The sequence below is a fragment of the Microbacterium lacus genome, assembly GCF_002812805.1.
GTDB lineage: Bacteria > Actinomycetota > Actinomycetes > Actinomycetales > Microbacteriaceae > Microbacterium > Microbacterium lacus_A.
In genome coordinates, this window is sequence record NZ_NMUM01000027.1 from 36,524 (window position 1) to 61,689 (window position 25,166).

Consider the following 25,166-nt stretch of genomic DNA (forward strand, 5'->3'; position numbering starts at 1 on the left):
CGGGATGCCTCGTCCCGTACCCTGCGGGCGTGCTGTCGTCCGCTCATCCATCCTGACCGATCACACCGGACGCATCACGCGAAGACGGTGACAGCGCGATAACGATCGCCACTCAAGTCGGTAACGCTCGAACGACCCGAAAACGGGCCCCGTTCCTACTGCAGGGCCGAGGTCAGTCGCGCCAGGTTGTCGAGCACCGTCGAGCGGAGGGGCTGTTGCTTCCACTCTTCGAGAGTCAGCTCGCGGCTGAGCGACCGGTACCGGTCCTCGACGGCACGCATCTGATCCGCGAACTCGCTGCCACGAACCAGCAGCGAGATCTCCATGTTCAAACCGAACGAGCGCATGTCCATGTTGCTCGAGCCGATCACAGCGGTCTCATCGTCGATCGTCAGGCTCTTGGAATGCAGGATGAAGGGCTTCCGGTACATCCAGATCTTCACGCCCGCGCGCAACAGTGCCTCGTAGTAGCTGCGCTGCGCGTGGTAGACGATGGCCTGATCGCCCTCTTCGCTGACGAAGAGTTCGACGTGCACGCCGCGGTGACACGCGGTCGTCACCGCCAGCAGCAACGACTCGTCCGGCACGAAGTAGGGGCTCACGATGATGACCTTGCGCTCGGCCGCGTAGAGCAGCCCGAGGAAGAGGCGCAGGTTGTTCTCGGAGTCGAATCCCGGACCGGATGGCACGACCTGAGCATCGAGATCGCCCGGTCCCGTATCGAGGTTCTCGAGGTCGAACTCGGCGGAGAGTTCTTCGTCGGTCTCGCTGTACCAGTCCGAGAGGAACACGGCGTTGACGCTCGCGACGACCGGCCCCTGCAACCGCACCATCAGGTCGACCCAGTGCAGGCCTCGGCGAATGTTCTTGGGCAGGTTATAGGTCGAGTCGGTGACGTTCTGCGAGCCCATGAACGCGACGTTGCCGTCGACGACCAGGAGCTTGCGGTGGTTGCGCAGGTCGGGACGCTGGTACTTGCCCTTGAACGGCTGCACGGGAAGCATCAAGTGCCACTGAGCACCCATCGCGTCGAGCCGCTTCAGCGTCGCCTTGTAGTTGGGTTTGCCGCGATTGGCCCAGTGGTCCAGCAGCACGCGCACCGTGATCCCGCGGGCGCACGCCTCTTCCATGGCCCGGAACAGGTTGTCGGTCGCGGCATCCGCCTGCAGGATGTAGAACTCGACGTGCGCGTAGTGCTCGGCTGCGCGAACCGCGTCGGCCATCGCGTCAAGACTCTGCTGATACTCGGCGATCAGCGTCACGGTGTTGTCGCCGGCCAGGGGCATCGCACCCAGGTTGCGATTCATGGTGACCAGCGATGTGAACCACGCCGGAGCATCCGGGCGCAACGACCCGAACTCGAGGTTCTCGGTCGCGTCGTGGATGTACTCGTTGATCTGGCGCTGCTTGCGGCGGCGAACACGCGGCAGACGAGGGTTACCGATCAGGAAGAAGAGCAGCAGCCCGATGAACGGGATGAAGTAGATGGCCAGCAACCAGGCCGTCGCCGCTGTGGGGCGGCGGTTCCGCGGAATGACGATGATCGCCCAGATGCGGATGGTGAGGTCGAAAATGAGGACGGCGACCAGCCACCACGTGACATCGAAATTGAGGACGAGCACCCGTTTCCCTCCGCCGGCTCGTGCTCAGCGTAGCGGGGCGGGTCAGGGTGCCGCGGGACGCGGGTCTTCCGGCGCGGGAGCCATGCCCCGCTTTGCGCGCTCTTCAGCCTCGATCTGGGCGTAGACGCGGCGCTCGGTGCGGTCCATGCGAATGATGCCGCGCAGCACGAAGAAGAAAACCGCCGAGACCACGAGGGTCGGCAGTATCGACCAGATCAGTGCCGCCCAGTAGCCTTCCACCCCTCCAGGATACGTCTGCGGAGAAGCGACGGACGTTCGGATGTCTCCTCAACAGCACGTCGCGGAGCCGGTCGTCCCCCGATTCCGCCTTTCGGCCGCTCGCGGCAGGAGCCCGCACGCCACGCTGGCCGCATGCCCACAATCATCAAGGCCTCCGACGCCGCAGACTTTCTCGCCCTCGTTCCCGCCCTGGCCGGGTATCGCCCCCGCCAGAGCCTCGCTCTCGTGCTGTTCCGCGGCAAACGCACCGCGGGCGTCATGCGCTACGACCTGCCGGACCCCGATGCGGTCGAAGCGATGGCCTCGACCACGATCGGGCTCGCCTGCAAGGTCGACCGCATCGACGGCATTGCGATCGTCATCTACACGGACGGGGGTTTCCGTGACGACCCATCGGGCCCGATCGCGTGGCAGAAGCTCGTCGCGGCGCTCGAGAAGCGGGCGCATGTCTGCGGTCTGCGGGTGGTGGAGGCGCTCTGCGTCGCCGGCGACGCGTGGGGATCGTACGAGGATGCCGAGGCGCGACCCCTCTCCGAGGTGCTTCAGCGCGAGGCAGAGCTGCCGATGCAGGTGCCGACGGGAGATCAGGGCGCCGGCGCCTACCTCCCCGAGGTCGACCTGGCCGAGAAGGAACGACTCGGGCGGGCTCTCCTCGCGATCGACGCTGCGGCCGAGGTGCTCCTGGCCGCACCCGCGGACGCCGAGGACGCCGATGTCCCCTCGTTGGCGCGATTGGACCCCCGAGCGCTCGCGGCGGTCGGTGCTCTGGACGATCTTCCGGAGCTGCTGGAGGACGCGCTCCACTGGGATACCGAGGCCCTCGACGCGTTTTCGGGTGCCGCTTTGCTGTGGTGTCTGTGCCGCCCGGCCTTGCGCGATGTGGCCCTACAGCAGTGGGCCGGTGACATCCGCTCCGGCGAGCTCGCCCTCGACGCTCAACTGCGCTGGGAGGCGGGCCACGAATATCCGGTCGAGCTCGGCGCTCGGTTCTGCGGGGAGGGGCCACGCCCCGATCCGGGTCGCTTGCACCGCGCGCGCAACCTCGTGCGGCGCATCGCGGCCGCCGCTCCGCGCGATGCTCGGCCGGGACCCCTGGCTGCGGCAGCGTGGCTCAGCTGGGCGCTGGGCGGTTCGACGCACGCGGGCTGGTACGCCGAGAGAGCGCTCGAGATCGACCCCGGGCACGGTCTGTCGCAAATCGTGATGACCATGTGCGCGGCATCGCACTTGCCAGAGTGGGCGTTCGCCCGCGAGTGAGCGCAGTGGGCGTTCGCCCGCGAGTGAGTGCGTGCAGCCCGCCGGTCATTGAGCGAGACCCGCAGGGTCGATACGAAATGACGCTACTTGACGAGCGGAAACAGGATCGTCTCGCGGATGCCGAGCCCCGTGATCGCCATCAGCAGACGGTCGATCCCCATGCCCATTCCCCCCGAGGGCGGCATGCCGTGCTCGAGGGCACGGAGGAAGTCCTCGTCGATGCGCATGGCCTCGACATCCCCCCGCGAGGCCAGAACGGCTTGCTCGACGAAGCGCTCACGCTGGATCACGGGGTCGACGAGTTCGGAGTAGCCCGTGGCCAATTCGAATCCGCGAATGTAGAGATCCCACTTTTCCACGACGCCCTCGATCGAGCGGTGGGCCCGCACGAGTGGGCTCGTGTCGACCGGGAAGTCCAGAACGAAGGTCGGGCGCTCGAGGCCACCCTTCACGAAGTGCTCCCACAGCTCCTCGACCAGCTTGCCGTGCGTGACGTGCGCGGGCGCGTCGACACCGGATGCCGCGGCGAGAGCGAGCAGTTCGTCAACGGATGTCTGAGGAGTGACATCGTGCCCGCTCGCCGCCGACAACGACTCGTACATGGAGATGCGGTCCCAATCGCCGCCCAGGTCGTACTCGGTACCATCGGCCCAGGTGACGATGGTCGTCCCGGGAGAATCTGTCGAGCCCGATACGGCGCGCGCGGCGTTCTGGATGAGCTCCTGCGTCAGGTCGGCGATGCCGTTGTAGTCGGAGTACGACTGGTACGCCTCGAGCATCGCGAACTCGGGACTGTGCGTCGAGTCGGCGCCCTCGTTGCGGAAGTTGCGGTTGATCTCGAACACCCGGTCCAGACCCCCGACGACGGCGCGCTTCAGGAACAGCTCGGGCGCGATCCGCAGGAACAACTCGGTGTCGAACGCATTGGAGTGCGTCACGAACGGACGAGCCGCCGCACCGCCGTGCTGCACCTGCAGCATCGGCGTCTCAACCTCGAGGAAGTCGTGTGCCGCGAACGTCGCGCGCAGGCTCGCGTTGACCGCCGCGCGGGCCCGCACCGTCTGGCGCGCCTGGTCGCGCACGATCAGGTCGAGGTACCGCGCGCGCACGCGGCTCTCCTCGTTGAGCTCGGAGTACATGTTCGGCAGCGGCAGGATCGCCTTGGCCGCGATCTGCCACTCGTCGACCATGATCGAGAGCTCGCCGCGGCGACTGGAGATGACCTCACCGGCGACGAAGACGTGATCGCCCAGGTCGACGAGCTCCTTCCAGCGCTGCAGGGACTCCTCACCGACCCCCGCGAGCGACACCATCGCCTGGATCCGGCTGCCGTCGCCGGCCTGGAGCGTCGCGAAGCAGAGCTTGCCGGTGTTGCGACTGAAGACGATGCGGCCGGCGACCGCGGCGCGCACGCCCGTGGCCGTGTCGGCCTCGAGCTCGCCGTATGCCTCGCGGAGCGCCGCGATCGTGTCGGTCACCGGCACGCTGACGGGGTAGGCGCCACCCGAGGCATCCGTCCGCTCGTCCTGCAGGCGCTCGCGCTTGGCGAGCCGGACCGCCTTCTGCTCGAAGACGTCCTCCTGGTCGACCGAGCCTTCCGGAACAGAAGCGTCGGATGCTGCCACGGCAGGCGGAACGGAAGAATCGGTCATCTGCGGGGGCTCCTCGAAAGTCGACACAAGTCTATCCGCGCACCTCCGCGCGCCCCGGCGCGCGGAGGAACCGCCATCGGCCGCGGGGTCAGCGGATGTAGACCTCGGCATTGTCGATGAACCGGTGCCCCGCGACCGTCGCCGCGATCAGCACGAGAGCCGTGCCCTGGTGCCCCTCGTCGGCGGGCAAAAAGGTCTCGGGATCAACGACGCTGAGATACTCGAGCCGGATCCGCTGCTCCCCCATGAGCGACGACTGCGCGGCGGCGATGCACGCGTCGATGCCGCGGTCGGCGTTGGATGCCGCCGCATCGAGGGCGGCCACGAGCTTGCTTGCCGCCGCGAGATCGCGCTCCTCGAGCATGCCGATACGGGTCGAGATCGGCAGGCCGTTGTCGTCGCGGACGGTGTCTGCCTCCAGCACGTCGACATCGAGGTACAGGTCACGCACCATGCGGCGGACAAGGAAGATGCGCTGCGCGTCGCGGCGACCGTAGACGGCGAAGTCGGGCCGGACGAGGTTCATGAGCTTCGCCTCGACCGTCAGCAGCCCATCGAAGTAGCCCGGCCGGGCACGTCCCTCGAAGCGCAAACCGAGGTCGCCCGCGGTGATCTTCGTCGTCTGCGACCCGTGCGGCAGAAGTTCCTCGGCGCTCGGCGCGAAGACGATGTCGACTCCGAGAGACTCGAGCAGCGCAGCATCCGCGTCGGGCGTCCGCGGATAGGCCTCGAAAGCGCTCGTCGTGGCGAAGCGCAGCGGGTTGACGAAGACCGATACCACCACGACGTCGGCGCGTTCCCGGGCCAGGTGGATGAGGTCGATGTGCCCGTCGTGGAGCGCGCCGATGGTGGAGATGAGTGCGACGGTGGGCTCGGCGGAAATATCTCGCGCCGCGTCCCCCGTCGTCCGTGCTGCGCTTCTGGCTTCCGCCAGTCGGGTGCGCAGCTCGGCGATGGAGCTGATCATCCTTGGATGCTACCCCGGCAGCGCATCCGGGCCGTCCAGCTCGGCCCAACCCCCACCGCCCGAATTGCCATCGCGAGGACCGCCCCGCACGATGCCCTCCCAATCGGGCGTCGTTTCCAGGGTGAGCGCCTGGTCGACGGTCGAGCGGACGAGTGCCGACAGGTATCCGCCCGGGTTGTCGATGCCGATACCGCGCAGCAGCGACGTGGACTGCTGGACGACGGCGCGGGAGAACTCCGTCGCCGTCGCGATCGCCTCGGCGTACGAGGCGCGATCCGCTTCGGCGATGACGACGGGCTCGCAGCCGAGTTCGACCGCGAGGGCCTGCGCGATCGGCAGCACGGCAGCGGGTGCCGTAACGGCCGCGTACCCCGCTTGCAGCTGTCGCAGGTCGATGCTCGTACCGGTGAAGGTGATTGCGGGGTGAACGGCGAGGGGGATGACTCCCTGCTCGACAGCCGGACGAAGGATGTCGGTGCCGAATCGCGCATCCGTGTGCAGCACGAGTTGGCCCGGCTGCCAGGCCGACACCGCTGCCAGGCCGGCGACCAGTTCGGCGAGCTGATCACTCGGCACGGCGAGGATGACGAGCTCGCTGCGCCGCGCAATCTCGGGCGGATCCAGGTGCGGAACACCCGGGAGGATCGCCTCGACGCGGTCCGGGTCGGACCCGGGAGTGATGCCCGTCAGCGCGTGCCCGGCCCCGCCGAGCGCGGCGCCGATGATCGGGCCGACGCGTCCAGCGCCGATGATCCCGACGCCGAGGCGTCCCGCCCGGTTCACGTCGTCCCCGGCGCCTGGCCGGACGTCGATTCCGGCGCCTGGCCCACCATCGACTCCGGTTCCGCTGTCGAATCCGGTACGTGGTCCGGCACCTCGGCCACGACGGTTTCCGCCCACCGGTGGCTGCGATCCGCGGTGGAGGCGGCGGATGCCCGAGCCGTGACATCCGCGAAGGCCGCCAACGCGTCGTCCCGATCGAGCGCGGCGACGTAGCCGTAGACGGGTCCGGCGACGGTGTGCGGGCGAAGGGACGCGACGCGCAGCGACCGGTCGAGCGGCCCCTGATGCAGGCCGACGCTCTGCATGCGGGCGAAGGGGAAGATCGCGAGCGACCGCCAGATCTGACCGCGACGGAGCAGCAGCGCGTGCGGTGAGACGAAAAATCCGTTGCGCCGCCACGAGAAGGGCCGGATGAACCAGGCGCGACGGGGGGTCTGCGAGTACGGGTCACCCTCGCGCGGGCCGAGGATCCCGTGCTCGAAGAGCAGCGACCACTCGTCGTCGCGCGTGCCGGGCAGCACCAGGCGCAGGACGCGCTCGACGTCGGCACGGGTACCGACCGGCAGGACCGTCGTGAACTGATCGGTCGAGGTGTCACCCGCGCTTCGCCCCGTCAGGCGGTTGATCTTGATCAGCCACCATCCGAAAGGGCGCCAGAAGATCGACTGCCGCACCTCGATCGCGTGCACGCGGCCCGGGGGAATGATCTCGGTGACGGTCGTGAACAGCCCGAACGTCACCCGCAGCCCGTGCCGCGTGGGCGCGATCGAGTACCGCAGGGACTTCACGATCTGCGACACCCAGTAGGCACCGAATCCGAGCAATGCCGGTACGAGGCCGAGCAGTACCCACGGTGACCCCCAGATTCCACCGGCGATCGCGACGCCCGTCATCACGAGCAAGGCGACCGTGCTGCCCCCGAGCACCTGCGAGGCGATCAGTCGCCCGGTCGAGATATGGACGACGCTCTCGGGCTCGCTCGCCGGCCCTTCGGCCCCGGCGATGAGTCCGGTGATGCCCTCGCTAACGGCGCTCGATGCACCGCGAATGCGGTTCATGGATGCGACGGACCCGGACGCCTCGGCGAGCTGACGGCCCGAGGCCAGGCGCAGGATGTCGGCGCGCACCCTCTCGGCGTTACCCGTCGACAGGTAGTCGAGCTTGACGTTCGCATCTGTGCCCGCACCGACAACCTCGAGCTTCGCGAGTCCGACGAGACGCGCCACGAGAGGGCGCGTGAGGTTGACGCCCTGAACACGGTCGAGCGGTGCACGCCGTTGCGAGCGGAACAGGATGCCCTGCTTGACCTCGACGTCATCCTCCGTGATCCGGAAAGTGTGGAACCGCCACGACAGGTAGAAGCCGCCGACGACGAGCAGGAGCGCACCTAGAACGGCGAGGCTTGCCAGAAGCAGGAGCCCGTTGTCGAGCACCCAGTCGACCGGGTCGCCCGAGTTCCACTCTTCACCGTCGGGAAGCTCGGGCAGCACCGAAGGCAGAAAGATCGCCACCAGCCTGTCGCGCAGGTTGGCGATCACGATGCCGATCACCACGACGAGGAAGATGCCGCCCCGGAAGATCGGGGACAGCGGATGCATCCGGTGCCACTCGCCATCGCTCAGCTCGCTGCGCGCCTCGAACGGCTCACCGGGCACGGGCACATCCGTCGCGGCCGCATCCGTCGCGGCCGCATCCGTCGCGGCCGCATCCGTTTTCGGCGCGGACGCCTCGGGCGTCGCACCGGGCGCTGCGGATTCGCTCACAGCCCCGTCCGTCGCGATTCGGCGACCTCGACCAGCAGGTCACGCAGGTGTTCGGCGGTCTGTTGCTCCAGGCCGGGGATCGTGACTCCCGTCGCGGCGGCGGCCGTCACGAACTTGAGTTGCGCGATACCGAACCCCCGATCGAGGGGGCCGTGGGTGATGTCGATCAGCTGCATCCGTCCATACGGCACGGCGACCAGGCGTTGCCACAGGATGCCGCGACGGAACACCAGGTCGTCCTGGCGCAGGCGATACCCGATCGAGCGCGCCTGGCGGGGGACGATGGCGGTCGTCCAGATCGAGATCGCCAGGATGATGCCGCCCGGGATGTAGGCCCACGTCTGGTGCAGGAATAGCGTCAGAAACAGCATGGCGGCAGCCACGAAAACGATCAGCACGCCGCTCGAGATGAGCTGGACCCAGACGTACTTCGGCGAAATCTGGTGCCAATCGCCGCCGTCCAGCTCGAGCCGACTGGGCGAGCGCGGTTCGACGAGCGCGGTGAAGGTGCCGGCATCCAGCGACTCGGAGTCGAGCGAATCTGTATCGCCCTCAGCGACCGGGCTCTCGTCAACGGGGATCTCATTCACGGGCGCCGCGAGACTGGTGCTTTCACCAGGGGTGGGTGTCGCCTCCGGCGGCGGGCTCTGGGGGTTCGTCATCGTCGTCCTTCCGGATGATGCACATGTTCTCGGCGACGAGTGCCGCGGCGACGAGGATCGCCCCCGCAACGGCGGTGGCGACGACCGCCGTGATCGAGCCTAACGGCGGCGGCACCGGGCGTGTCAGCAGGTAGAGGGCCAAACCCGCGCCGGCTCCCCCGGTCGCCGCGCCCACGATGCTCGACGCCTTGGCCAGGATCGCGATCCGCAAAGCGCGGAAGGGATTGACCGGGGGCCCGGATGCGGGCTGCGATCCCGCGGCGACGGCGCCGCTCTCGCCGCGCGGGCCCCGGATCGCTCGGCGGATGGGCAACGCCAGAACCACCACGATCGCACCGAGCAGCAGCAGCATGATCGGCAGCGAGATGAACGGTGTGAAGGTTGGGCGGCCTGAGACCGTTAGGAGGTGATCGAACAGGAAGCCGGCGAGCGCACCGAGCACGGCGGCCGAGACCAGGGCGAGCGGACTGGTGCGCTTCACGCGCGGTCCCCACCCGAAGCATCCGGATGTGTGTCCGCCGCCTGTGCGCGGAGCCGCTCGACGAGATCGCGCACCGCTCCGTGACCCACCAGCACGGCCGCGGGGTCCGCCTCGAGCCACGGCTCGAGCACGAAGTCCCGCTCCGCGGCGCGCGGGTGCGGCAGGGTCAGGTTCGGGTCGTCCGACTGCACGTCGCCGTAGGCGATCAGATCGAGGTCGAGCGTGCGGTCGCCCCACTTCTCGTGGCGCTGACGTCCGTGCTCAGCCTCAATGCGGTGCAGCATCGCCAGCAGAACGCTCGGGGCCAGACGGGTCGAGACGAGGGCGACGGCGTTCAGGTACGCCGGCGCTGAGGCATCCGGACCATCCGGGCGCAGGGCAACCGTCTCGCGCGTCGGCGACACCCGCACGTGATCAACGAGAGGCAGCCGGGCGATCTCGCGCACCGCATCCTCGAGCGTTGCCCCCCGGTCACCGAGGTTGCTGCCGAGTGCCACAACGGCCACGATCGTTTCGTTTTCGGGCCGCGCGTCGCGGGGCGGGAGTTCTTCGGCCAGGCGGCGGCTCATGGGGTGCTCCGGGGGAAGTCGATCGCGGCTCGTTCGATGCTGGCTCGTTCGATGCTGGCTCGTTCGATACTGACCGAGACGTCCGAGAACTCGGCCTCGATGGGCGCGCTCGGCTTGTGGACGGTCACGCGGACGGAAGCCAGCCGCCGATCTGCGAGCACCGCCACCGCGATCCGCTCGGCGAGCGTCTCGATCAGGTTGACCGGCTCGCCCGCGACGATCGCGACGATCGCGTCGGCGACCTCGCCGTAGTGGACGGTGTCGCGCACGTCGTCCGTGCGGGCCGCCTCGGCGGTGCGGAGTTTGAGCACGACGTCGATCACGAAGTGCTGGCCCTGCTCGCGCTCGAAGTCGAACACCCCGTGTCGCCCGAAGACCCGCAGGCCGGTCAGCGTGATCTCATCTAGGCCGTCCACGGTGCCCCCTCCCTCCAGGCCGCCGCGATCACGAGGGCGTCCCGGGTCGCCGTGACGTCATGCACACGAACACCCCACGCGCCCGCGCGCTCGGCCAGCACACTCGTCACAGCGGTCGCGGCGTCCCGGCGGGTGATCGAGGGTTCGTCACCGGATGTCCCGGCCAGCGCCGCGGACAGGAATCGCTTGCGTGACGTGCCGACCAGAACGCGAGGCCCCAGGGCGACGAGGCGGTCGAGGCCCGCGAGCATCGCCCAGTTCTGCTCGGCCGTCTTCCCGAAACCGATGCCCGGGTCGAGGATCACCCGCGACGGGGCAAGGCCCGCGCGGGCCGCATCGCGCACTCGGTCGGCGAGTTCGGCCGTCACATCCCGCGCGACATCTGCGTAGGCCGCGCGCGCGTACATGTCCGACGACGGCCCCCGCCAATGACCCAGCACGAAGTCGGCGGATGTCTCGGCCACCGCGGCGAGCATGCCGGGGTCGGCGAGCCCACCCGAAACATCGTTCACGATCCGCGCGCCCGCCTCGACCGCCGCGACGGCCGTCCCGGCGTTCATCGTGTCGATGCTGACCACGACGCCGCGCCCCGCGAGGGCGGTCACGACCGGCAGAACCCGCCGGATCTCCTCGGCGACGGCCACACGTTCCGCGCCGGGCCGGGTGGACTCGCCTCCGACATCGATCACGCTCGCGCCGTCGGCGACGAGTTCGAGCGCGTGCGCGATCGCGACTTCGGGGTCGAGATACTGTCCGCCATCGCTGAAAGAGTCGGGCGTCGCGTTGACGATCCCCATGATCACGGTGCCGCCCGTGTTCGCCGCGCTCACGGTGCCTACCACGGGTTCGATGTTCGCCGCGCTCACGAGCGGACGCCGCCGATCAAACCGATCAATTCGGCCCGAGCTGCGGGCTCGGCGAGTTCGCCGCGGGCAGCAACCGTGACGGTCGACGCATCCGGTTGACGACCGCCACGCATGGTGACGCATCCGTGACGCGCATCGAGTACGACCAGAACACCGCGCGCGTCGAGCTCGTTCTGGATCGTGTCGGCGATCTGCTCGCCGAGCCGCTCCTGCACCTGCGGGCGCGCCGCGAGGATGTCGACGACCCGCGGAAGAGCGCCCAGCCCGACCACGGTGTCGCCCGGCAGATAGGCGACGTGCGCCACACCGCGGAAGAGCAGCAAGTGGTGCTCGCACACCGAACGGAAGGCGATGTCGCGCAGCAGCACCGCGCCCGAGGCAACCGTCTCGGGCTCGGGTCCGCGCGCGACCGAGATCGGGTTGCCGAGCGGCTCGGCGGGATCCTGGTCCAGCCCGGAAAAGAACTCGGTGTAAGCCTCGGCGACACGTTGCGGGGTCCGCTTCAGACCCGGACGATCGGGGTCCTCGCCGATGGCGACCAGCAGTTCACGAACGAGCGCCTCGACGCGCCCGGAGTCGACAGCCATGAACTACGCCGTAGCCGGGCGTGCCTGACCCGACGGCCGCCGGCGCGGCTGCTTCTCGGCGACGACCTCCTCGGCAGGCATGTCCGCCGCGAGACCCTCCGGCAGGGTTTGCTTCGGGACCTCGACCGGGGGAAGGGCCGACACGGGCCGCTTCTCGCTCGAAAGCCACTGCGGACGCGGCGGCAGGCGACGCACCTCGGTGAAGATCTCGGCGAGCTGCAGGTGATCGAGCGTCTCTTTCTCGAGCAGCTCGAGCGCAAGCTTGTCGAGCACGTCGCGGTTGTCGCTGATCACCTGGTAGGCCTCGTTGTGCGCCTGCTCGATGAGCGCGCGCACCTCGGCATCGACGCGCTCGGCGATCGACTCGGAATACTCGCGGCCGTGACCCATGTCACGGCCCATGAAGACCTCACCGCTCGCGGCGCCGAGCTTGACCGGCCCGAGCTGCATCGTCATTCCGTACTCGGTGACCATCTTGCGGGCGATGTTCGTCGCCTTCTCGATGTCGTTCGACGCACCCGTGGTCGGGTCGTGGAAGACGATCTCTTCGGCCACGCGACCACCCATCGCGTACGTCAGCTGATCCTGAAGCTCGTTGCGGGTGACCGAGTACTTGTCGTCGAGCGGCAGCACCATCGTGTATCCGAGCGCCTTGCCGCGCGGCAGGATCGTGACCTTCGTCACGGGGTCGGTGTGGTTCATCGCCGCCGCGGCGAGCGCGTGCCCACCCTCGTGGTACGCCGTGATCAGGCGTTCCTTGTCCTTCATGATGCGCGTGCGGCGCTGCGGTCCCGCGATCACGCGGTCGATTGCCTCGTCGAGCGCGCGGTTGTCGATCAGTTGCGCGTTCGAGCGAGCTGTCAGCAGAGCGGCCTCGTTCAGAACGTTGGCGAGATCGGCGCCCGTGAAGCCGGGCGTCTTCCGAGCGACGACCTCGAGGTCGACCCCGTCGGCGAGCGGCTTGCCGCGGCCGTGCACCTCGAGGATGCGCTTGCGGCCCTGCAGGTCGGGGGCGTCGACGCCGATCTGACGGTCGAAGCGGCCGGGACGAAGCAGAGCCGGGTCGAGGATGTCGGGGCGGTTCGTCGCCGCGATCACGATGACGTTGACCTTGGGGTCGAAGCCGTCCATCTCGACGAGCATCTGGTTGAGCGTCTGCTCGCGTTCGTCGTGCCCGCCACCCATACCGGCCCCACGGTGACGACCGACGGCATCGATCTCATCGATGAAGATGATCGCCGGCGAGTTCTCCTTGGCCTGGTTGAACAGGTCGCGCACGCGGCTCGCGCCGACACCCACGAACATCTCGACGAAGTCCGAACCCGAGATCGAATAGAACGGCACGCCCGCCTCCCCCGCGACGGCGCGAGCGAGCAGGGTCTTACCGGTTCCGGGAGGGCCGTACAGCAGCACGCCCTTAGGGATGCGGGCACCGACAGCCTGGAACTTCGTCGGATCCTTCAGGAAGTCCTTGATCTCCTGCATCTCTTCGATCGCCTCGTCAGCACCCGCGACATCCGCGAACGTGACCGTCGGCGACTCCTTCGAGACCAGCTTGGCCTTGGACTTGCCGAACTGCATGACCTTGCTACCGCCACCCTGGGCGGACGAGAGCAGGAACCAGAAGAGCAGACCCAGCAGCAGCAGCGGGATCATGAGAGAGAGGAAGCCGTCGAACCAGGATGCCTGGGGCACGACGTCATTAAATCCGTCGGACGGGTCCGCGGCATTGATCGCGTTGACGACCTCTTCCGCGCGAGCGGTCACGTAGTAGAACTGGACGTCCGTCGAGCCCTCGTAGGCCTCCGACAGGGTCATGTCGACGCGCTGGTCGCCGTCGGTCGTGACGACCTCCGTGACGGTGCCCCCGCTGAGGAGCTCGAGTCCCTGTTGCGTCGAGATCTGCTTGGCTCCGCCGAGGCTCGAGATCAGCGTGAAGCCCACGATGAGGAAGACCCCGATCAACAGCACATAGATCAGGGGATTACGGGAGATCTTCTTGAAGTCCATGGTGGCGGGGCGAGCCCGAAGCCTTTCGTCGACGTGCCGCACCAGGGCGGTTCAGACAGGGTATCGCTCCCCCGCTTTGCACCGGCTGTGCATTCGCCCACGGCGTACAGCGCCGGCCCGGCCTGTGATGTCCCACTTTCTGCCGGTTTGGCGACCGTTTACCGGTGAGAAGTGGGACACATGCGCCTAGAAGTGGGACATGGGCGATCAGGAGTAGACGTGCGGCGCCAGCACCGCGACGTCGCGGAGGTTGCGGTACTGCTCGGCGTAGTCGAGACCGTAGCCGACGACGAATTCGCTCGGGATGTCGAAGCCGACGTACTTGACGTCGACATGCACCTTGACCGACTTGGGCTTGCGCAGCAGCGCGAGCACCTCGACCGACGCCGCACCGCGGACGCGGAAGTTGTCGAGCAACCAGCTCAGCGTGAGCCCCGAGTCGATGATGTCTTCGACGATCAGCACGTGCTTGTCGTGCAGATCGGTGTCGAGGTCCTTGCGGATCTGCACCACACCACTCGACTTGGTGCCGGCCCCATAGGAGGAGACGGCCATCCAGTCCATCGGCACCAGCATCGGCAGCGCACGGGCGAAGTCCGCCATGACCATGACGGCACCCTTCAGCACGCCCACGAGCACCAGGTCCTTGCCCGCGTAATCTTTGGCGACCTGTGCGGCCAGCTCCTGCAGTTTGGCGAGGATCTGCTCCTCGGTCACGAGGACATCCGTCAGGTCATCGGCGATATCGGCGGCGCGCATGGGCTCGAGTCTAGGCTCCGGGGCCGGGGCATCCGAAAGTCAGGCGCGAGCCGTGAACACCAGCCGGGCGCCGCGGCGCTCGGCCAAGCAGCCGGGCAGATCGATCGGGGCCTGACCGTGCCAGTCGGTCACGAGTCGCGCAACCTCCAGGGTTTGCGAGCGGGTCAGGCTGACCCCGAACTCGCTCTGCACGACGTGGCGAATCACGCGATGACGCAGCGCTGCCGGGTTGGCGGCGAGCGCGGCGACAGAGACCGAAATGCCCGCCTCGGCGTGCTCGACGATGTCTTCGATCGTCTCGTCGATCATGTCGCGGAACGCTTCGGCGTCCTCTCGCAGCTGCTCGGCGGTGCGCGCGAGGGCCTCGGCGACGCCGGGCCCGAGTTCGTCCTCCAGCAGCGGCAGCACCCGGTTGCGGACGCGCACACGGGCGAATCGGGGATCTGCGTTGTGCGGGTCATCCCACGGCGCCAGTCCTTCGGCCGCGCATGCCGCGCGGGTTGCTTCGCGGCGCACGGCGAGTAGCGGACGCATCCAGAGCACACCGGATGTCTCGTCCGCCCGCACGGGCGCCATGCCCATCAGACTCGATCCACCCGAACCACGCGCGAGGCCGAGCAACACGGTTTCGGCCTGATCGTCGAGGGTGTGGCCGAGCAGCACAGCGACAGCGCCGGTGCGCTCGGCCTCGGCACGCAGCGCACCGTAGCGCGCGTCCCGGGCAGCGGCCTCGGGCCCACCATCCGCTGCAACCTCGACTGGGACGACCATCGCGGTGAGCCCGAGGGTCCGTGCGGCACCGGCCGCGGCCTCGGCTTGTGCGGCCGAGGCATCCTGCAGTCCGTGGTCCACCACGACGGCAGAGGCTTCAATGCCGAGCCGTGGCGCCTCGAACGCGACCGCCGCGGTCAACGCGAGCGAGTCGGCACCGCCCGAGAGAGCGACGAGCACGCGGGCTTCCGCGGCGCCGGGCTCACCGCGCAGGGGTGTCAGGGCCGCACGAACCGCCGACCGCACGGCCGCAACGGCGGGGTCGAGACGCCCGCGGTGGGCGCTGTGGTCGGCAGTCTCGGGCACGCCCCCACCGTACCCGCCGTGGTGTGCCGTAAATCTGAAAGGAACCACGACACCTCAGACCTCGAAATCCACCCCATCGGGGCCCGGGGGATCCGAGATTCCTGTCAGATTTACGCCCTGCACCGGTTGACTAGGCTGGAACGCGGCGATCAGCAGGTCCGCCACTCATTTTTCGCACCATCTATATCGAGGAGCCACGCATGGGCGCGTACGACGCCGTCATCGAGATCCCCCGCGGCAGCCGCGTCAAGTACGAGGTCGACCACGGCACCGGCCGCGTGTTCCTCGACCGCGTGCTGTTCACACCCATGGGTTACCCCGCCGACTACGGATTCTTCGAGAACACCCTCGGCGAGGACGGCGACCCGCTCGATGTGCTCGTGCTGCTCGATGTCACGCTCTTTCCGGGCGTCATGGTGACCGTCCGCCCCGTCGGCGTGCTGAAGATGAGCGACGAGGCCGGCGGCGACGACAAGCTCGTCGCCGTGCTGGCGAAGGACCCGCGCTGGTCCCACATCCAGGACGTCAACGACATTCCCGAGTTCACGAAGAAAGAGATCGCGCACTTCTTCGAGCACTACAAGGACCTCGAGCCGAACAAGTGGGTCAAGGTCGACGCGTGGGGCGATGTCACCGAGGCCGAGCGCCTCGTTGCCGAGTCCATCGTCCGCTTCGAAGAGCACGAGGGTCAGACCAAGACGCAGGGTGAGGGCGAAGCGCCCAAGTCCATCTGACCCGGTCCGGAGCCCGTCGGCGCGTCAGTCGTCGTCGCGGGCGGGCTCGAGCAGCGGATGCTCGCGGCTGTCGCGGTCGTCCATCTGGACGGGTATCGCGGCGGTGAACTCGGATGCCCGGGCCTCCCCATCGGCATTGCCCGAGAAGAGTCCGGCGCGGTCACGCGCTTCGGCGGGCGCTGCCGATTTCACGGCCGACGAGCGCTGCTGACCGGGATCGCCGACCAGAACACGCTGTAGCGGCAGGGATGCCGCATCCTCATCGCGCACCCATTCGACGAGGGATTCGCGCACGACGCACCGCAGATCCCAGAGCGCTGCCGAGTCCGCCGCGCTGACCAGCACACGCACCCGCACCATGCCGCCCGTCGCCTCGGTCACCTGCAGCACCTGCGTGCGGCCATCCCAGAGCGACGACTCGGCCAGCACGGCCTCGAGTCGGGCGCGCATGGCATCCGTCGAGACGCGCCAGTCGACGTCCAGCTCGACCGATCCGACGATTTCGCTGCCGTACTTGGTCCAGTTCTCGAACGCGGTCGAGGTGAAGTAGTTGCAGGGGAGCACCACGGTGCGCTGATCCCAGGTCATGACGACGACGTAGGTGAGCGTGATCTCGTGGATACGGCCCCACTGGCCGTCCACGACCACGACGTCGTCGACGCGGATGGCCTCCGAAAAAGCCAGTTGCACGCCGGCGAACACGTTCGCGAGCACGGACTGCGCGGCGAGACCGGCGACGATCGAGGCGATACCCGCAGATGCGAGGACGCTCGCGCCCACGGCTCGCACACCGTCGAAGGTGAGAAGGCAGGCACCGATCGCGACGATCACCACGATGACGACCACCAGACGACGAACGATCTGCAGCTGCGTGTGCAGGCGACGCGCGACGCGGTTGTCGGGTACGTCGAGGCGATAGCGACTGAGGCTGAGGTCGGCGATGAACAGCAGTAGCTGGCAGACGAGCCACGCGCCGGATGAGATCAGCGCGATCAGCAGTGCGTGATCGACGACATCGCGCCAGTCGGCCCCCGGAAAGCTGATCGCCACGGCGATCCACACCCCGACGATGAGCAGAGTGACGCGGAACGGCCACCGTGCGCGCGCGATGAGCGTGGTCGCCCATTGCCTGTGGCGGGACGTCGTCCGGACGATGACGGACGCAATCGCCGAGATGATGAGGACGGCGATGAGCGCGCCGACGAGGGCGAGGGAAAAGGTCAGAAGTGTTGACCAGGGTTCGGGCACGGGATCTCCGATCGGGTCGTTACCAGGCTAGGCACGACCCCCCGACCCGACGCAAACCCACAGAAAGGTCGTCAGGTTTCGCCCAGCTAGATCGAGATGCCCCGGGCGCGCATGAACACTTCGGGATTCGTGCGGTAGCCGTTGATCCAGACCTCGAAGTGCAGGTGGCACCCGTACGACAGGCCCGTCATACCCTCCCGGCCGATGAGCTGGCCGGAGCTGACGTTCGCACCGTAGCCGACCATGAAGCCGCCGTTCTGGATGTGCGAGTACCGCGTCACGACGCCACCGCCGTGGTCGATGTGGATCTGGTTGCCGCTCTGCCCGTTGGCGGCTGCGTAGGTCACCCGACCGCTGTACGCGGCGAAAACGCCGGCGCCGCAGCCGGTCGACATGTCGGTGCCGTTGTGGAAGCCCGTGCATCCGTATCCCGGTGTACACAGCGTGGCGCGAGACCCGTAGCGGTCGCTCTGACGCCCACTGGATGGGCGGGCCCAACCGGTGGTGCCGACCTGTCCGCCGCCACCGCCACCGCCGCCTCCACCGCCGCCGCCGCCGCCGTTCGCAGCAGCTGCCGCAGCGGCTTCCGCGGCGAGGCGACGCGCTTCTTCCTCCGCACGGCGCCGAGCCTCTTCTTCAGCCTTGCGCTTGGCTTCGACACCCGCCTGATACCCGGCGACGGTCTGCGCGGTCTGGTCTTTGAGGGCGGCGAGCTGCGCCTCGAGCACGACGAGGTGCTCGGACTGAGCGTCCAGGGCCGCCTGGGCGGCATCCGCAGCAGCCTGGGATTCGACCATCTTCTGTTCGGCGACCTGCTTCAGGCGGTCACGCTCGTCGCGGGCGACGGATGCCTGGTCGCTCAGCGACTGCGCGGAGTTCTGGGCCGTGACCGCACTGGCGAAGGTGTCTTTGTTCCGCTCGAGCACCTTGTCCATGCGGCCGAGGCGTCCGAGCAGGTCGTCTGCCCCCGTCGCGGACCCTGCGAAGAACAGTTCGAGCGAGGTGTCGTCGCCGCCGCTGCGGTACAGCTGCGAGGCGACCTTGCCCGCGCGCTGTGATGCCGCGCTCGCCGCCGCGCCCTGGGCGTCAGCCTGGGCTTGCAGATCATCGGCGATCATGACCGAGTTGAGGTATTCCTCTTCGGCCTCGAAGTACTCCATCGAGGCCTGCTCGGCGGCGGCCTGCGTGGCTGCGACGTTGGCCTGGAGCTGGTTGATGAGGCCCTCGATGCGAGTGACCTCGCTGGCCTTGGATGCTTCGTTGCCCTTGGCGCGCTGAACGTCATCCCACGAGGGGTAGGTGGCGGCGAACGCGGCGGGAATCATGGGTCCGCCGATCGCACCGGCGGCGACCAGACCGAGCGCACCAGCGCCGAGTAGCCAGCGACGGGATACGGACCGCTTCGCGATTGCGGCGTTGGCCCGCATTTCGGCCGGAGTCGGAGCACACCCGCAGTCCGGATCGGGACCGGATGCGTCGCGCACGAAGGCATCGCCGTGCAGAGCTGACACGTCGTTCCTCCCGATTGCTACGCCAGTAACATAAATCACACTAACAACATCTTTAACATTCGTAACATGCGATGTCTTGTGCTGCAAGTATTCGCCCAGTTCGGGGCGATTCCCAGTCCATGTCGGTCGACGACTTATATGGGCGTAGACCACCAGCATCCCTGCCCGTCTCGGTTGGCACGGGTCGGCGCGCCCGCGATTGGCGGTTTGGTCGGGGAATGCGTATGCTTGAGCGTCGGTAAGCGTGAGCCCTCGGGTTCATTCGGCCCCATCGTTTAGCGGCCTAGGACGCCGCCCTTTCACGGCGGTAGCACGGGTTCGAATCCCGTTGGGGTCACTCGTACAACTAAATAGCATGGCCCTGTAGCGCAGTTGGTTAGCGTGCCGCCCTGTCACGGCGGAGGTCGCGGGTTCAAGTCCCGTCAGGGTCGCTCTAAGCGACGGGCCCTTTCTTATGAGAGGGCCTTTCGTCTAGATCGCGGCAGACTCGCTTTCGAGCGGACGCCGCGAGGCTCTGTAGCTCAGTTGGTAGAGCGCACGACTGAAAATCGTGAGGTCACGGGATCGACGCCCGTCGGAGCCACTGAAACCCTCGTGAGGCTTCTACTCGCGGGGGTTTCTCTAATTCCCTGACTAGCTGGCATTTATCGCTGACCGTCCGCACCGGACACTAAGCCCTCCAGTCAATTCAGCATCCTTTTGTACCCGCACGTCTGGGCGTCATGTGCCGGGAATGTGCCGGGAAGACGACGAGAACGCATGCCGGCTCGCCCGAGGCGACGAAGGGGCCCGAAGGCGCGAATTGACCGGAGTGACTCGAGAGTGCATCCAAATATTTTTTGGGTTCGATCGTTGTCGTCGCGAAGGCACAAGCCGAGCTAGACGGGCAGCATACGGACTGGGCGTATCGGCGCTCCCCATCCGGGTAGATATCCTTGAGCACGGCGAGTCCAAAAATCCGAGGCTGGTTCTCGCCGGCCCCGTCCGGTCACAGCACCTGGCGGGGCATTTCTGTTTGAGCGGCAGTCGAACACCACCGCCCATGTCGTGAGTCCTCCCCCACCTGGTGCGGCTATCCACTGCGGAGCGCTCCGACGTAGCGCGCGCACGGGGATGACGGCTTCGCTGCGGGGCCCCCTTGCCTGGTCGTATCGCCAGGGTTATTCTCGGGGTGTCACGGAGGCTCGTGCGCAGGTCAGATTTGACTTTGGGAGTGAGCATGTCAGTGTGTGATAGCCCCCGATTCGAGTTGCGTCGTCTCACGGCGACGGAGTCGATCATCCAGGATCACTGGTTTCCGCACAACGATCCGCGATGCGCAGTGGCGTGCGTCGCGGAACTTACCGAGGTCGTGTGGTTGCGTGACCTAGTGCTTTCCTCTCGGTACACGTCGGTGGGCGAAGTACTCGACGAGGTCATGCGGACCCTCACGACGGCGGACACAATCCCGCACAGGCATCCACATCTGGGTCACGCGACGAAGTCAGATAGCTTGGCGTCCGATCCGTCTAAGTCGGCGGTCCATCCGTCGTGAGCATCGTCGGATGAAGGTTGGAGATCACTGACGCACCTGTGAAAACGCACGTACCCCCAGTGTCTTCGAGCCCAGCCAGCATGCTGCTCTCCATATTCGCCAGTTCGCGAACGATTCGAGGGATGCGCTTGAGCCGATGCGAGACAATGGACGCAGATTCGAGGGGCGTCCTAATGAAGGTCCGGAGGCCCATCAACGTCATGCCGAGTGGTCGGGGGGGGGTTTCGGTTCGATCGGGCGGAGTCGTGAAATTCTGAGCACCCGGCCACAACTGCAAGAGGAACTTGCCCCAGCAGCTCGCCAATGCAATTCAGGAAGGCGCTGACGCCGAAGGATCGCTCGTAGTCATCAAGGCCCGGCCTTCATATATTGCTGACCGCGGCCCACGCGAAGCGGCATCGAAACTCATCGTGGTGGCCGCTTCAGGGTCTCTACGCGATACCAACTGCCGCGCATCCGCCCTCATGTGCCTTCGCGATAGCAGCACACTTTCCTCTGATCGACACGAGACCTTCCCTCGATGGTGCGGATGCGACGCGCCGCTTCGTCGGTCTGGCCGGCCGTGGATTCGCAGAGTGCTCGCCCGAGGGGACACTTGGCGGACCAATCCATCTGAGCCCCAACTCTGTCACCGCCGCGCGGCTTGCGATGATAGTGGCGCGTACGCTCAACCGACGTTTGCCGACGGAGGAACCGTGGGTCGTGGTATCGCCGATCGTGGAGCAGCCGAGCTGCTGCGAAGGACACCCTCGCATTTCGATTTCGTCGGAGAGTCACGGACGTAGCGCGCGAGACCGTTGCTCGTCAGCCTTGCGCGAGTTCAGCCACGTCCTGCCATTCCTCCCACGTCTTGAGCCGCGCTGCGTAGTCCGCTTCCGCGATTGGTCGGGGAGCTGTCCCGAAAAATACTCGCAGCGGCGGCTTCTCGGCGTCGACGATTCGCATCATCGCCGCCGCGGATGCTTCGGGACTTCCAGGGACCTGCGATTGGCGTTGCTGCTGACGCCGCTGGCGAGCTCCGTCGTATGCAGCAATCGGCGTCGAGCGGCTGGCGCTTGCCCCACTCCAGTCAGTCGCGAATCCACCTGGCTCAATCAAGGTCACGTGAATGCCGAACTCGGCGACTTCCTGCGCGAGCGATTGCGAGAAGCCCTCGAGCGCCCATTTCGACGCGTGATAAATTCCGAGGTTGACGAACGCTGTGATTCCTCCGATCGAGGACACTTGGATGATGTGGCCGTACCCCTGCGCCCGCATGATCGGCACGGCCGCCTGGGTGATCCAGAGCGCGCCGAAGACATTCGTCTCGAACTGGTCTCGCGCTTCGCTCTCGGTCACCTCTTCGACCATCCCAAATTGGCCATAGCCAGCGTTGTTCACGACGACATCGAGCCCGCCGAAGTGCGACGCGGCGGAGGAGACCGCCGACAGGTCAGACTGCCGATCAGTCACATCCAGTGCAATGGGCAGGATGGTATCGCCGAACCGCTCGACGAGATCATCGAGGGTCGAGATATCTCGCACCGTGGCGGCCACCCGGTCACCTCTCTCGAGCGCTGCGATAGCCCACTGGCGGCCGAAGCCGCGAGACGCGCCAGTAATGAACCAAGTCTTCTGAGGCATACATTCAGCCTACGGCCGAGAAGGGCACGAAAACCGACGGATAGGCTGATACTGTTCCGGGCACCGCGCGGGAACCAGGGGAAAGAGTGAGTACGATGCCTCGTGAAGGCCGGTCCAAGCCTGGCGGCGAAAAGCTCCTTGACGATGACCGCTCGCTGACCGCCCCACAGAAGGTCTTCGCCGTCCTCGATGCCCTTTACCGGACACGACGACCGATGTCGCTGTCTGCGATCGGCCGATCGACCAGTCTTCCTCTTACGACCGTGCACCGCATTCTCGGGGAGCTGGTCGACTGGGGGGGCCTCGAACGCGACGAGAACGGGGTGTACCGCATCGGCCTGCACCTCTGGGAACTCGGATCGCTTGCTCCGCGCAGCACCGGGCTGGTTGATGCGGCCCTGCCGTTCCTCGAAGACCTATATGAGGCCACTCATGGAAACGTGCGACTCGGCGTAAGAGAAGGCACCGAAGCGATCTTCGTATCGCATCTCTCCGGTCATGGCTCAGTACCGCTCCGTACAAGGGCCGCAACCCGACTGCCGATGCGCACAACGGGTGCGGGGCTGGTGCTGCTCGCCCACGCCCCCGCAGATGTGTTCAACGATGTGGTCGAGAAGTCGCTGCCGCGTTTCACACCGTTCACTATCGTCGACGTCGGCTCGCTTCGTCGGATCCTTGCGGACGTGCGTCGCGACGGATACGCCATCTGCGATCGACAGATGACAAGCGAAGCGGTCTCCGTTGCGGCTCCGATCAGATCGACATCCGGAGACGTCATCGCCGCCGTCTCGGTCGCGGTCCGCGGTGAAGGTACACCGGCGGTGCGAGAACACATACCCGCCGTGTTGATGGCTGCGCGAGGCATATCGCGCGCACTTGCCGATCAACCTCCCGCATGGCTGCAAGCATCTGCGGCATCGGCCTGATTAAGCCCGAAGGCGGTCGAGTCTTACAGTCACGAATACTGTGCAACGAAGGTATGTTCGCGGATGGTCTCGGCGAAGGCGCCTGGGGCCTCGAGGTGCAGCATGTGTGCGCCAGGGAGCTCCACATAGCGTGCGCCCGGAATGCCTCTAGGTGCGTGGGTCAGATCCTTCCGTTAACGCGCCGGGGTGAATCCGGTGGATAGCGCGGGGTGCTGGGAGAATCGATTCATGACGGTGACTGCCAGCCTGGAGGGTCTGTTCGAGGTCGAGCCGGGTGAGGCGCGGGCGCCGGGATCGGCTGCACCGGCGGGTGCGGGCAAGACGTTCCGTGGGTATGACCAGGGGCAGTGTTTCCTGCTCCCGCCGAGTCTGGATGACTGGCTGGACGAGGATGATGAGGCCCGGTTCATCTCCGAGGTCGTCGAAGAGCTCTTGGATCTGACGCCGGTCTACGCGTCGTACGCGTCCGCCTCGGGTGCGCCTCCGTATGACCCGCGGATGATGTTGAAGCTGCTGCTGTTCGCGTACGCGACGGGCGTGACCTCGTCTCGTGAGTTGGAGCGGCGCTGCAAGCGCGATATCGCCTTCCGGTGGCTGTCGGGCAACCAGGCGCCCGACTACCGGTCGCTGGCCCGGTTTCGTCGGCGTCACCTGGATGCCCTGCCGGGGTTGTTCCTGCAGGTGCTGCGGGTCTGCGCGGAGGCGGGGCTGGTGCGGTTGGGGCGGGTCGCGCTGGATGGCACGAAGCTGGCTGCGAACGCGTCGCGGCATAAGGCGATGAGCTATGACCGGATCGTGCCGAAGATCGATCAGCTCCAAGCCGAGGTCGCTGCGCTGCTCGCCGAGGCGGAGGCGGTCGATGAGGCCGAGGATCAGCAGTTCGGCCAGGACCGGCGCGGGGACGAGGTCGCCCCGGAGCTGGCCCGCCGTGAGGGGCGCCTGGCAAAACTACGTGCCGCGAAGGACGCGATCGAGGCCGACGCCGCCGAGAAGGCGGCAGCCGTGGCGCGGAAGAAGGCCGACGCCGCCGGTCAGCCCCCTGAGCAGGCCGACGCGGCCGTCGCGACTGCGGTGGACACGGCGGCGCCGAAGCCGAAAGCGCAACGCAATTTCACCGATCCTGAGGCGCGGATGATGAAGACGGTCCGCGGCTTCGATTACGCGTTCAACGCGCAGGCCGTTGTCGATGAGGGCCACCAGATCGTGTTGAGCGCCGAGGTCACCCAGCAGGCCACCGATATCCAGCAGTTCGTCCCGATGGCCGAGCAGACCCTACGGAACCTCGACGCGGCAGGAATCGAGCGTTCCCCAGAGGTCGTCCTCGCTGACGCGGGCTACTGCTCGGAAGCCAACCTCGAAGCCGCCGACGATCTGGACGCACAGGTGTTGATCGCGACGGGACGGCAACGTCACGGCGAGAGCTTCCCTACCGCCGGCGCCCCGGACCCGGCCCCAGAGGACGCGAGCCGGCGGGAGCGGATGGCGCACGCGCTGCGCACCGAGCAGGGCCGCACCGACTACGCGCGCCGCAAAGCCATCGTTGAACCCGCGTTCGGGCAGATGAAGACCCGGCAAAACGCCGGACAGCTCCGGCTACGCGGACTCGCCGGCGCCCAAGGCGAATGGCTACTCCACACGATCTGCCACAACCTCCGCAAGCTCCGCGTCGCTACAGCCGCCGGGCTGGCGCCCGCATAGGCCTCCCCAGGGGTCCCTGGGCGTCACAGCACGCACCGACAGTCGCCACGAGCCCCTCGCCGTGCGATCCCGCACGCTCTCACACCGCAACGGCCCGCCCGTTCCCGTTCGCGACCGTCAGCGCGCGATGCCAGAGTCAACGCCGCGCGCCACGCCACCCGATTCTGACCCGCGCACCTAG

At 67.2% G+C, this 25,166-nt stretch carries 22 protein-coding genes and 3 tRNA genes; 7 read left to right on the forward strand and 18 right to left on the reverse strand.

Going from position 1 to position 25,166, the window contains the following annotated elements; translation table 11 throughout:
* Window positions 1-155: 155 nt before the first annotated feature.
* Together cls and CGU34_RS09765 are read right to left on the reverse strand one after the other, a co-directional pair.
* The gene (gene cls, locus CGU34_RS09760; RefSeq protein ID WP_036301597.1) at window positions 156-1,622 is read right to left on the reverse strand and encodes a cardiolipin synthase; all 1,467 of its coding nucleotides are present in this window, start codon (window positions 1,620-1,622) and stop codon (window positions 156-158) included.
* Window positions 1,623-1,664: 42 nt separating this feature from the next.
* Complete coding sequence (locus CGU34_RS09765; RefSeq protein ID WP_036301599.1) at window positions 1,665-1,862, reverse strand: hypothetical protein; 198 nt, start codon at window positions 1,860-1,862, stop codon at window positions 1,665-1,667.
* A gap of 132 nt (window positions 1,863-1,994) precedes the next feature.
* Between CGU34_RS09765 and CGU34_RS09770 the strand changes: the two genes are divergently transcribed.
* Entirely contained in the window at window positions 1,995-3,119 is a 1,125-nt protein-coding gene (locus CGU34_RS09770) for a DUF4192 family protein (RefSeq protein ID WP_036301601.1), read from the forward strand.
* 83 nt (window positions 3,120-3,202) lie between these two features.
* Here the strand turns inward: CGU34_RS09770 and lysS are convergent, their stop codons facing one another.
* The 13 genes from lysS to tilS form a co-directional block, all read right to left on the reverse strand.
* Window positions 3,203-4,771: a lysine--tRNA ligase gene (lysS, locus tag CGU34_RS09775; RefSeq protein ID WP_100813999.1), complete on the reverse strand. Its 1,569-nt coding sequence runs from the start codon at window positions 4,769-4,771 to the stop codon at window positions 3,203-3,205.
* Window positions 4,772-4,859: 88 nt separating this feature from the next.
* On the reverse strand, window positions 4,860-5,738 hold the full coding sequence (panC, locus tag CGU34_RS09780; RefSeq protein ID WP_100813991.1) for a pantoate--beta-alanine ligase: 879 nt from the start codon (window positions 5,736-5,738) through the stop codon (window positions 4,860-4,862).
* 9 nt (window positions 5,739-5,747) lie between these two features.
* Window positions 5,748-6,521 carry a DUF2520 domain-containing protein gene (locus CGU34_RS09785; protein ID WP_100813992.1) on the reverse strand — a complete coding sequence of 258 codons (774 nt, stop codon included), beginning with the start codon at window positions 6,519-6,521 and terminating at the stop codon, window positions 5,748-5,750.
* Window positions 6,518-8,284: a PH domain-containing protein gene (locus CGU34_RS09790; RefSeq protein WP_232711621.1), complete on the reverse strand. Its 1,767-nt coding sequence runs from the start codon at window positions 8,282-8,284 to the stop codon at window positions 6,518-6,520. Before CGU34_RS09790 ends, CGU34_RS09785 begins: the two co-directional genes overlap by 4 nt.
* Window positions 8,281-8,805, reverse strand: coding sequence for a PH domain-containing protein (locus tag CGU34_RS09795; RefSeq protein ID WP_232711623.1), 525 nt, complete (start codon window positions 8,803-8,805; stop codon window positions 8,281-8,283). Before CGU34_RS09795 ends, CGU34_RS09790 begins: the two co-directional genes overlap by 4 nt.
* A 91-nt stretch (window positions 8,806-8,896) precedes the next feature.
* A complete protein-coding gene (locus CGU34_RS09800) occupies window positions 8,897-9,427 on the reverse strand; it encodes a DUF3180 domain-containing protein (protein ID WP_100813994.1) in 531 nt (176 codons plus the stop codon).
* The gene (gene folK, locus CGU34_RS09805) at window positions 9,424-9,996 is read right to left on the reverse strand and encodes a 2-amino-4-hydroxy-6-hydroxymethyldihydropteridine diphosphokinase (RefSeq protein WP_051513550.1); all 573 of its coding nucleotides are present in this window, start codon (window positions 9,994-9,996) and stop codon (window positions 9,424-9,426) included. The genes CGU34_RS09800 and folK overlap by 4 nt, the downstream gene beginning before the upstream one ends.
* Window positions 9,993-10,412 carry a dihydroneopterin aldolase gene (gene folB, locus CGU34_RS09810; protein WP_100813995.1) on the reverse strand — a complete coding sequence of 140 codons (420 nt, stop codon included), beginning with the start codon at window positions 10,410-10,412 and terminating at the stop codon, window positions 9,993-9,995. Before folB ends, folK begins: the two co-directional genes overlap by 4 nt.
* Window positions 10,400-11,209, reverse strand: coding sequence for a dihydropteroate synthase (gene folP, locus CGU34_RS09815; protein ID WP_100814001.1), 810 nt, complete (start codon window positions 11,207-11,209; stop codon window positions 10,400-10,402). Before folP ends, folB begins: the two co-directional genes overlap by 13 nt.
* 65 nt (window positions 11,210-11,274) lie before the next feature.
* Window positions 11,275-11,865, reverse strand: coding sequence for a GTP cyclohydrolase I (gene folE, locus CGU34_RS09820; protein ID WP_036298960.1), 591 nt, complete (start codon window positions 11,863-11,865; stop codon window positions 11,275-11,277).
* Between the two features lie 3 nt (window positions 11,866-11,868).
* Entirely contained in the window at window positions 11,869-13,875 is a 2,007-nt protein-coding gene (ftsH, locus tag CGU34_RS09825; RefSeq protein ID WP_036298958.1) for an ATP-dependent zinc metalloprotease FtsH, read from the reverse strand.
* A gap of 207 nt (window positions 13,876-14,082) precedes the next feature.
* Complete coding sequence (gene hpt / locus CGU34_RS09830) at window positions 14,083-14,634, reverse strand: hypoxanthine phosphoribosyltransferase (protein ID WP_036298955.1); 552 nt, start codon at window positions 14,632-14,634, stop codon at window positions 14,083-14,085.
* A gap of 39 nt (window positions 14,635-14,673) precedes the next feature.
* On the reverse strand, window positions 14,674-15,711 hold the full coding sequence (gene tilS / locus CGU34_RS09835; RefSeq protein WP_100813996.1) for a tRNA lysidine(34) synthetase TilS: 1,038 nt from the start codon (window positions 15,709-15,711) through the stop codon (window positions 14,674-14,676).
* A gap of 200 nt (window positions 15,712-15,911) precedes the next feature.
* Between tilS and ppa the strand changes: the two genes are divergently transcribed.
* Entirely contained in the window at window positions 15,912-16,445 is a 534-nt protein-coding gene (ppa, locus tag CGU34_RS09840) for an inorganic diphosphatase (RefSeq protein WP_100813997.1), read from the forward strand.
* 24 nt (window positions 16,446-16,469) lie between these two features.
* Here ppa and CGU34_RS09845 read toward each other — a convergent pair whose 3' ends face one another.
* Together CGU34_RS09845 and CGU34_RS09850 are read right to left on the reverse strand one after the other, a co-directional pair.
* Window positions 16,470-17,693: a mechanosensitive ion channel family protein gene (locus CGU34_RS09845; RefSeq protein WP_232711622.1), complete on the reverse strand. Its 1,224-nt coding sequence runs from the start codon at window positions 17,691-17,693 to the stop codon at window positions 16,470-16,472.
* A gap of 86 nt (window positions 17,694-17,779) precedes the next feature.
* Window positions 17,780-19,204 carry a M23 family metallopeptidase gene (locus CGU34_RS09850; RefSeq protein ID WP_332870616.1) on the reverse strand — a complete coding sequence of 475 codons (1,425 nt, stop codon included), beginning with the start codon at window positions 19,202-19,204 and terminating at the stop codon, window positions 17,780-17,782.
* Window positions 19,205-19,468: 264 nt separating this feature from the next.
* Here CGU34_RS09850 and CGU34_RS09855 point away from each other — a divergent pair.
* The 3 genes from CGU34_RS09855 (at window position 19,469) to CGU34_RS09865 (ending at window position 19,787) form a co-directional block, all read left to right on the forward strand.
* A tRNA-Glu gene (locus CGU34_RS09855) sits at window positions 19,469-19,541 on the forward strand.
* A 20-nt stretch (window positions 19,542-19,561) separates the two neighbouring features.
* Window positions 19,562-19,635: transfer RNA gene (locus CGU34_RS09860), tRNA-Asp, on the forward strand.
* 79 nt (window positions 19,636-19,714) lie between these two features.
* Window positions 19,715-19,787 (forward strand) — tRNA-Phe (locus CGU34_RS09865).
* A 1,755-nt stretch (window positions 19,788-21,542) separates the two neighbouring features.
* Here the strand turns inward: CGU34_RS09865 and CGU34_RS09875 are convergent.
* Entirely contained in the window at window positions 21,543-22,361 is an 819-nt protein-coding gene (locus CGU34_RS09875; protein WP_100812277.1) for an SDR family oxidoreductase, read from the reverse strand.
* A gap of 95 nt (window positions 22,362-22,456) precedes the next feature.
* Between CGU34_RS09875 and CGU34_RS09880 the strand changes: the two genes are divergently transcribed.
* Both CGU34_RS09880 and CGU34_RS09885 read left to right on the forward strand, forming a co-directional pair.
* On the forward strand, window positions 22,457-23,287 hold the full coding sequence (locus CGU34_RS09880) for an IclR family transcriptional regulator (RefSeq protein WP_100812278.1): 831 nt from the start codon (window positions 22,457-22,459) through the stop codon (window positions 23,285-23,287).
* A 228-nt stretch (window positions 23,288-23,515) separates the two neighbouring features.
* A complete protein-coding gene (locus CGU34_RS09885) occupies window positions 23,516-24,985 on the forward strand; it encodes an IS1182 family transposase (protein WP_036294992.1) in 1,470 nt (489 codons plus the stop codon).
* Window positions 24,986-25,166: the final 181 nt, after the last annotated feature.

Coding starts and splice junctions, on each gene's coding strand:
- lysS (WP_100813999.1), bottom strand. CDS start 4,771: ATGACCGATTCTTCCGTTCCGCCTGCCGTGGCAGCATCCGACGCTTCT.
- folK (WP_051513550.1), bottom strand. CDS start 9,996: ATGAGCCGCCGCCTGGCCGAAGAACTCCCGCCCCGCGACGCGCGGCCC.
- ftsH (WP_036298958.1), bottom strand. CDS start 13,875: ATGGACTTCAAGAAGATCTCCCGTAATCCCCTGATCTATGTGCTGTTG.
- CGU34_RS09885 (WP_036294992.1), top strand. CDS start 23,516: ATGACGGTGACTGCCAGCCTGGAGGGTCTGTTCGAGGTCGAGCCGGGT.
- CGU34_RS09875 (WP_100812277.1), bottom strand. CDS start 22,361: ATGCCTCAGAAGACTTGGTTCATTACTGGCGCGTCTCGCGGCTTCGGC.
- panC (WP_100813991.1), bottom strand. CDS start 5,738: ATGATCAGCTCCATCGCCGAGCTGCGCACCCGACTGGCGGAAGCCAGA.
- CGU34_RS09770 (WP_036301601.1), top strand. CDS start 1,995: ATGCCCACAATCATCAAGGCCTCCGACGCCGCAGACTTTCTCGCCCTC.
- ppa (WP_100813997.1), top strand. CDS start 15,912: ATGGGCGCGTACGACGCCGTCATCGAGATCCCCCGCGGCAGCCGCGTC.
- hpt (WP_036298955.1), bottom strand. CDS start 14,634: ATGCGCGCCGCCGATATCGCCGATGACCTGACGGATGTCCTCGTGACC.
- folE (WP_036298960.1), bottom strand. CDS start 11,865: ATGGCTGTCGACTCCGGGCGCGTCGAGGCGCTCGTTCGTGAACTGCTG.
- folP (WP_100814001.1), bottom strand. CDS start 11,209: ATGGGGATCGTCAACGCGACGCCCGACTCTTTCAGCGATGGCGGACAG.
- CGU34_RS09880 (WP_100812278.1), top strand. CDS start 22,457: ATGCCTCGTGAAGGCCGGTCCAAGCCTGGCGGCGAAAAGCTCCTTGAC.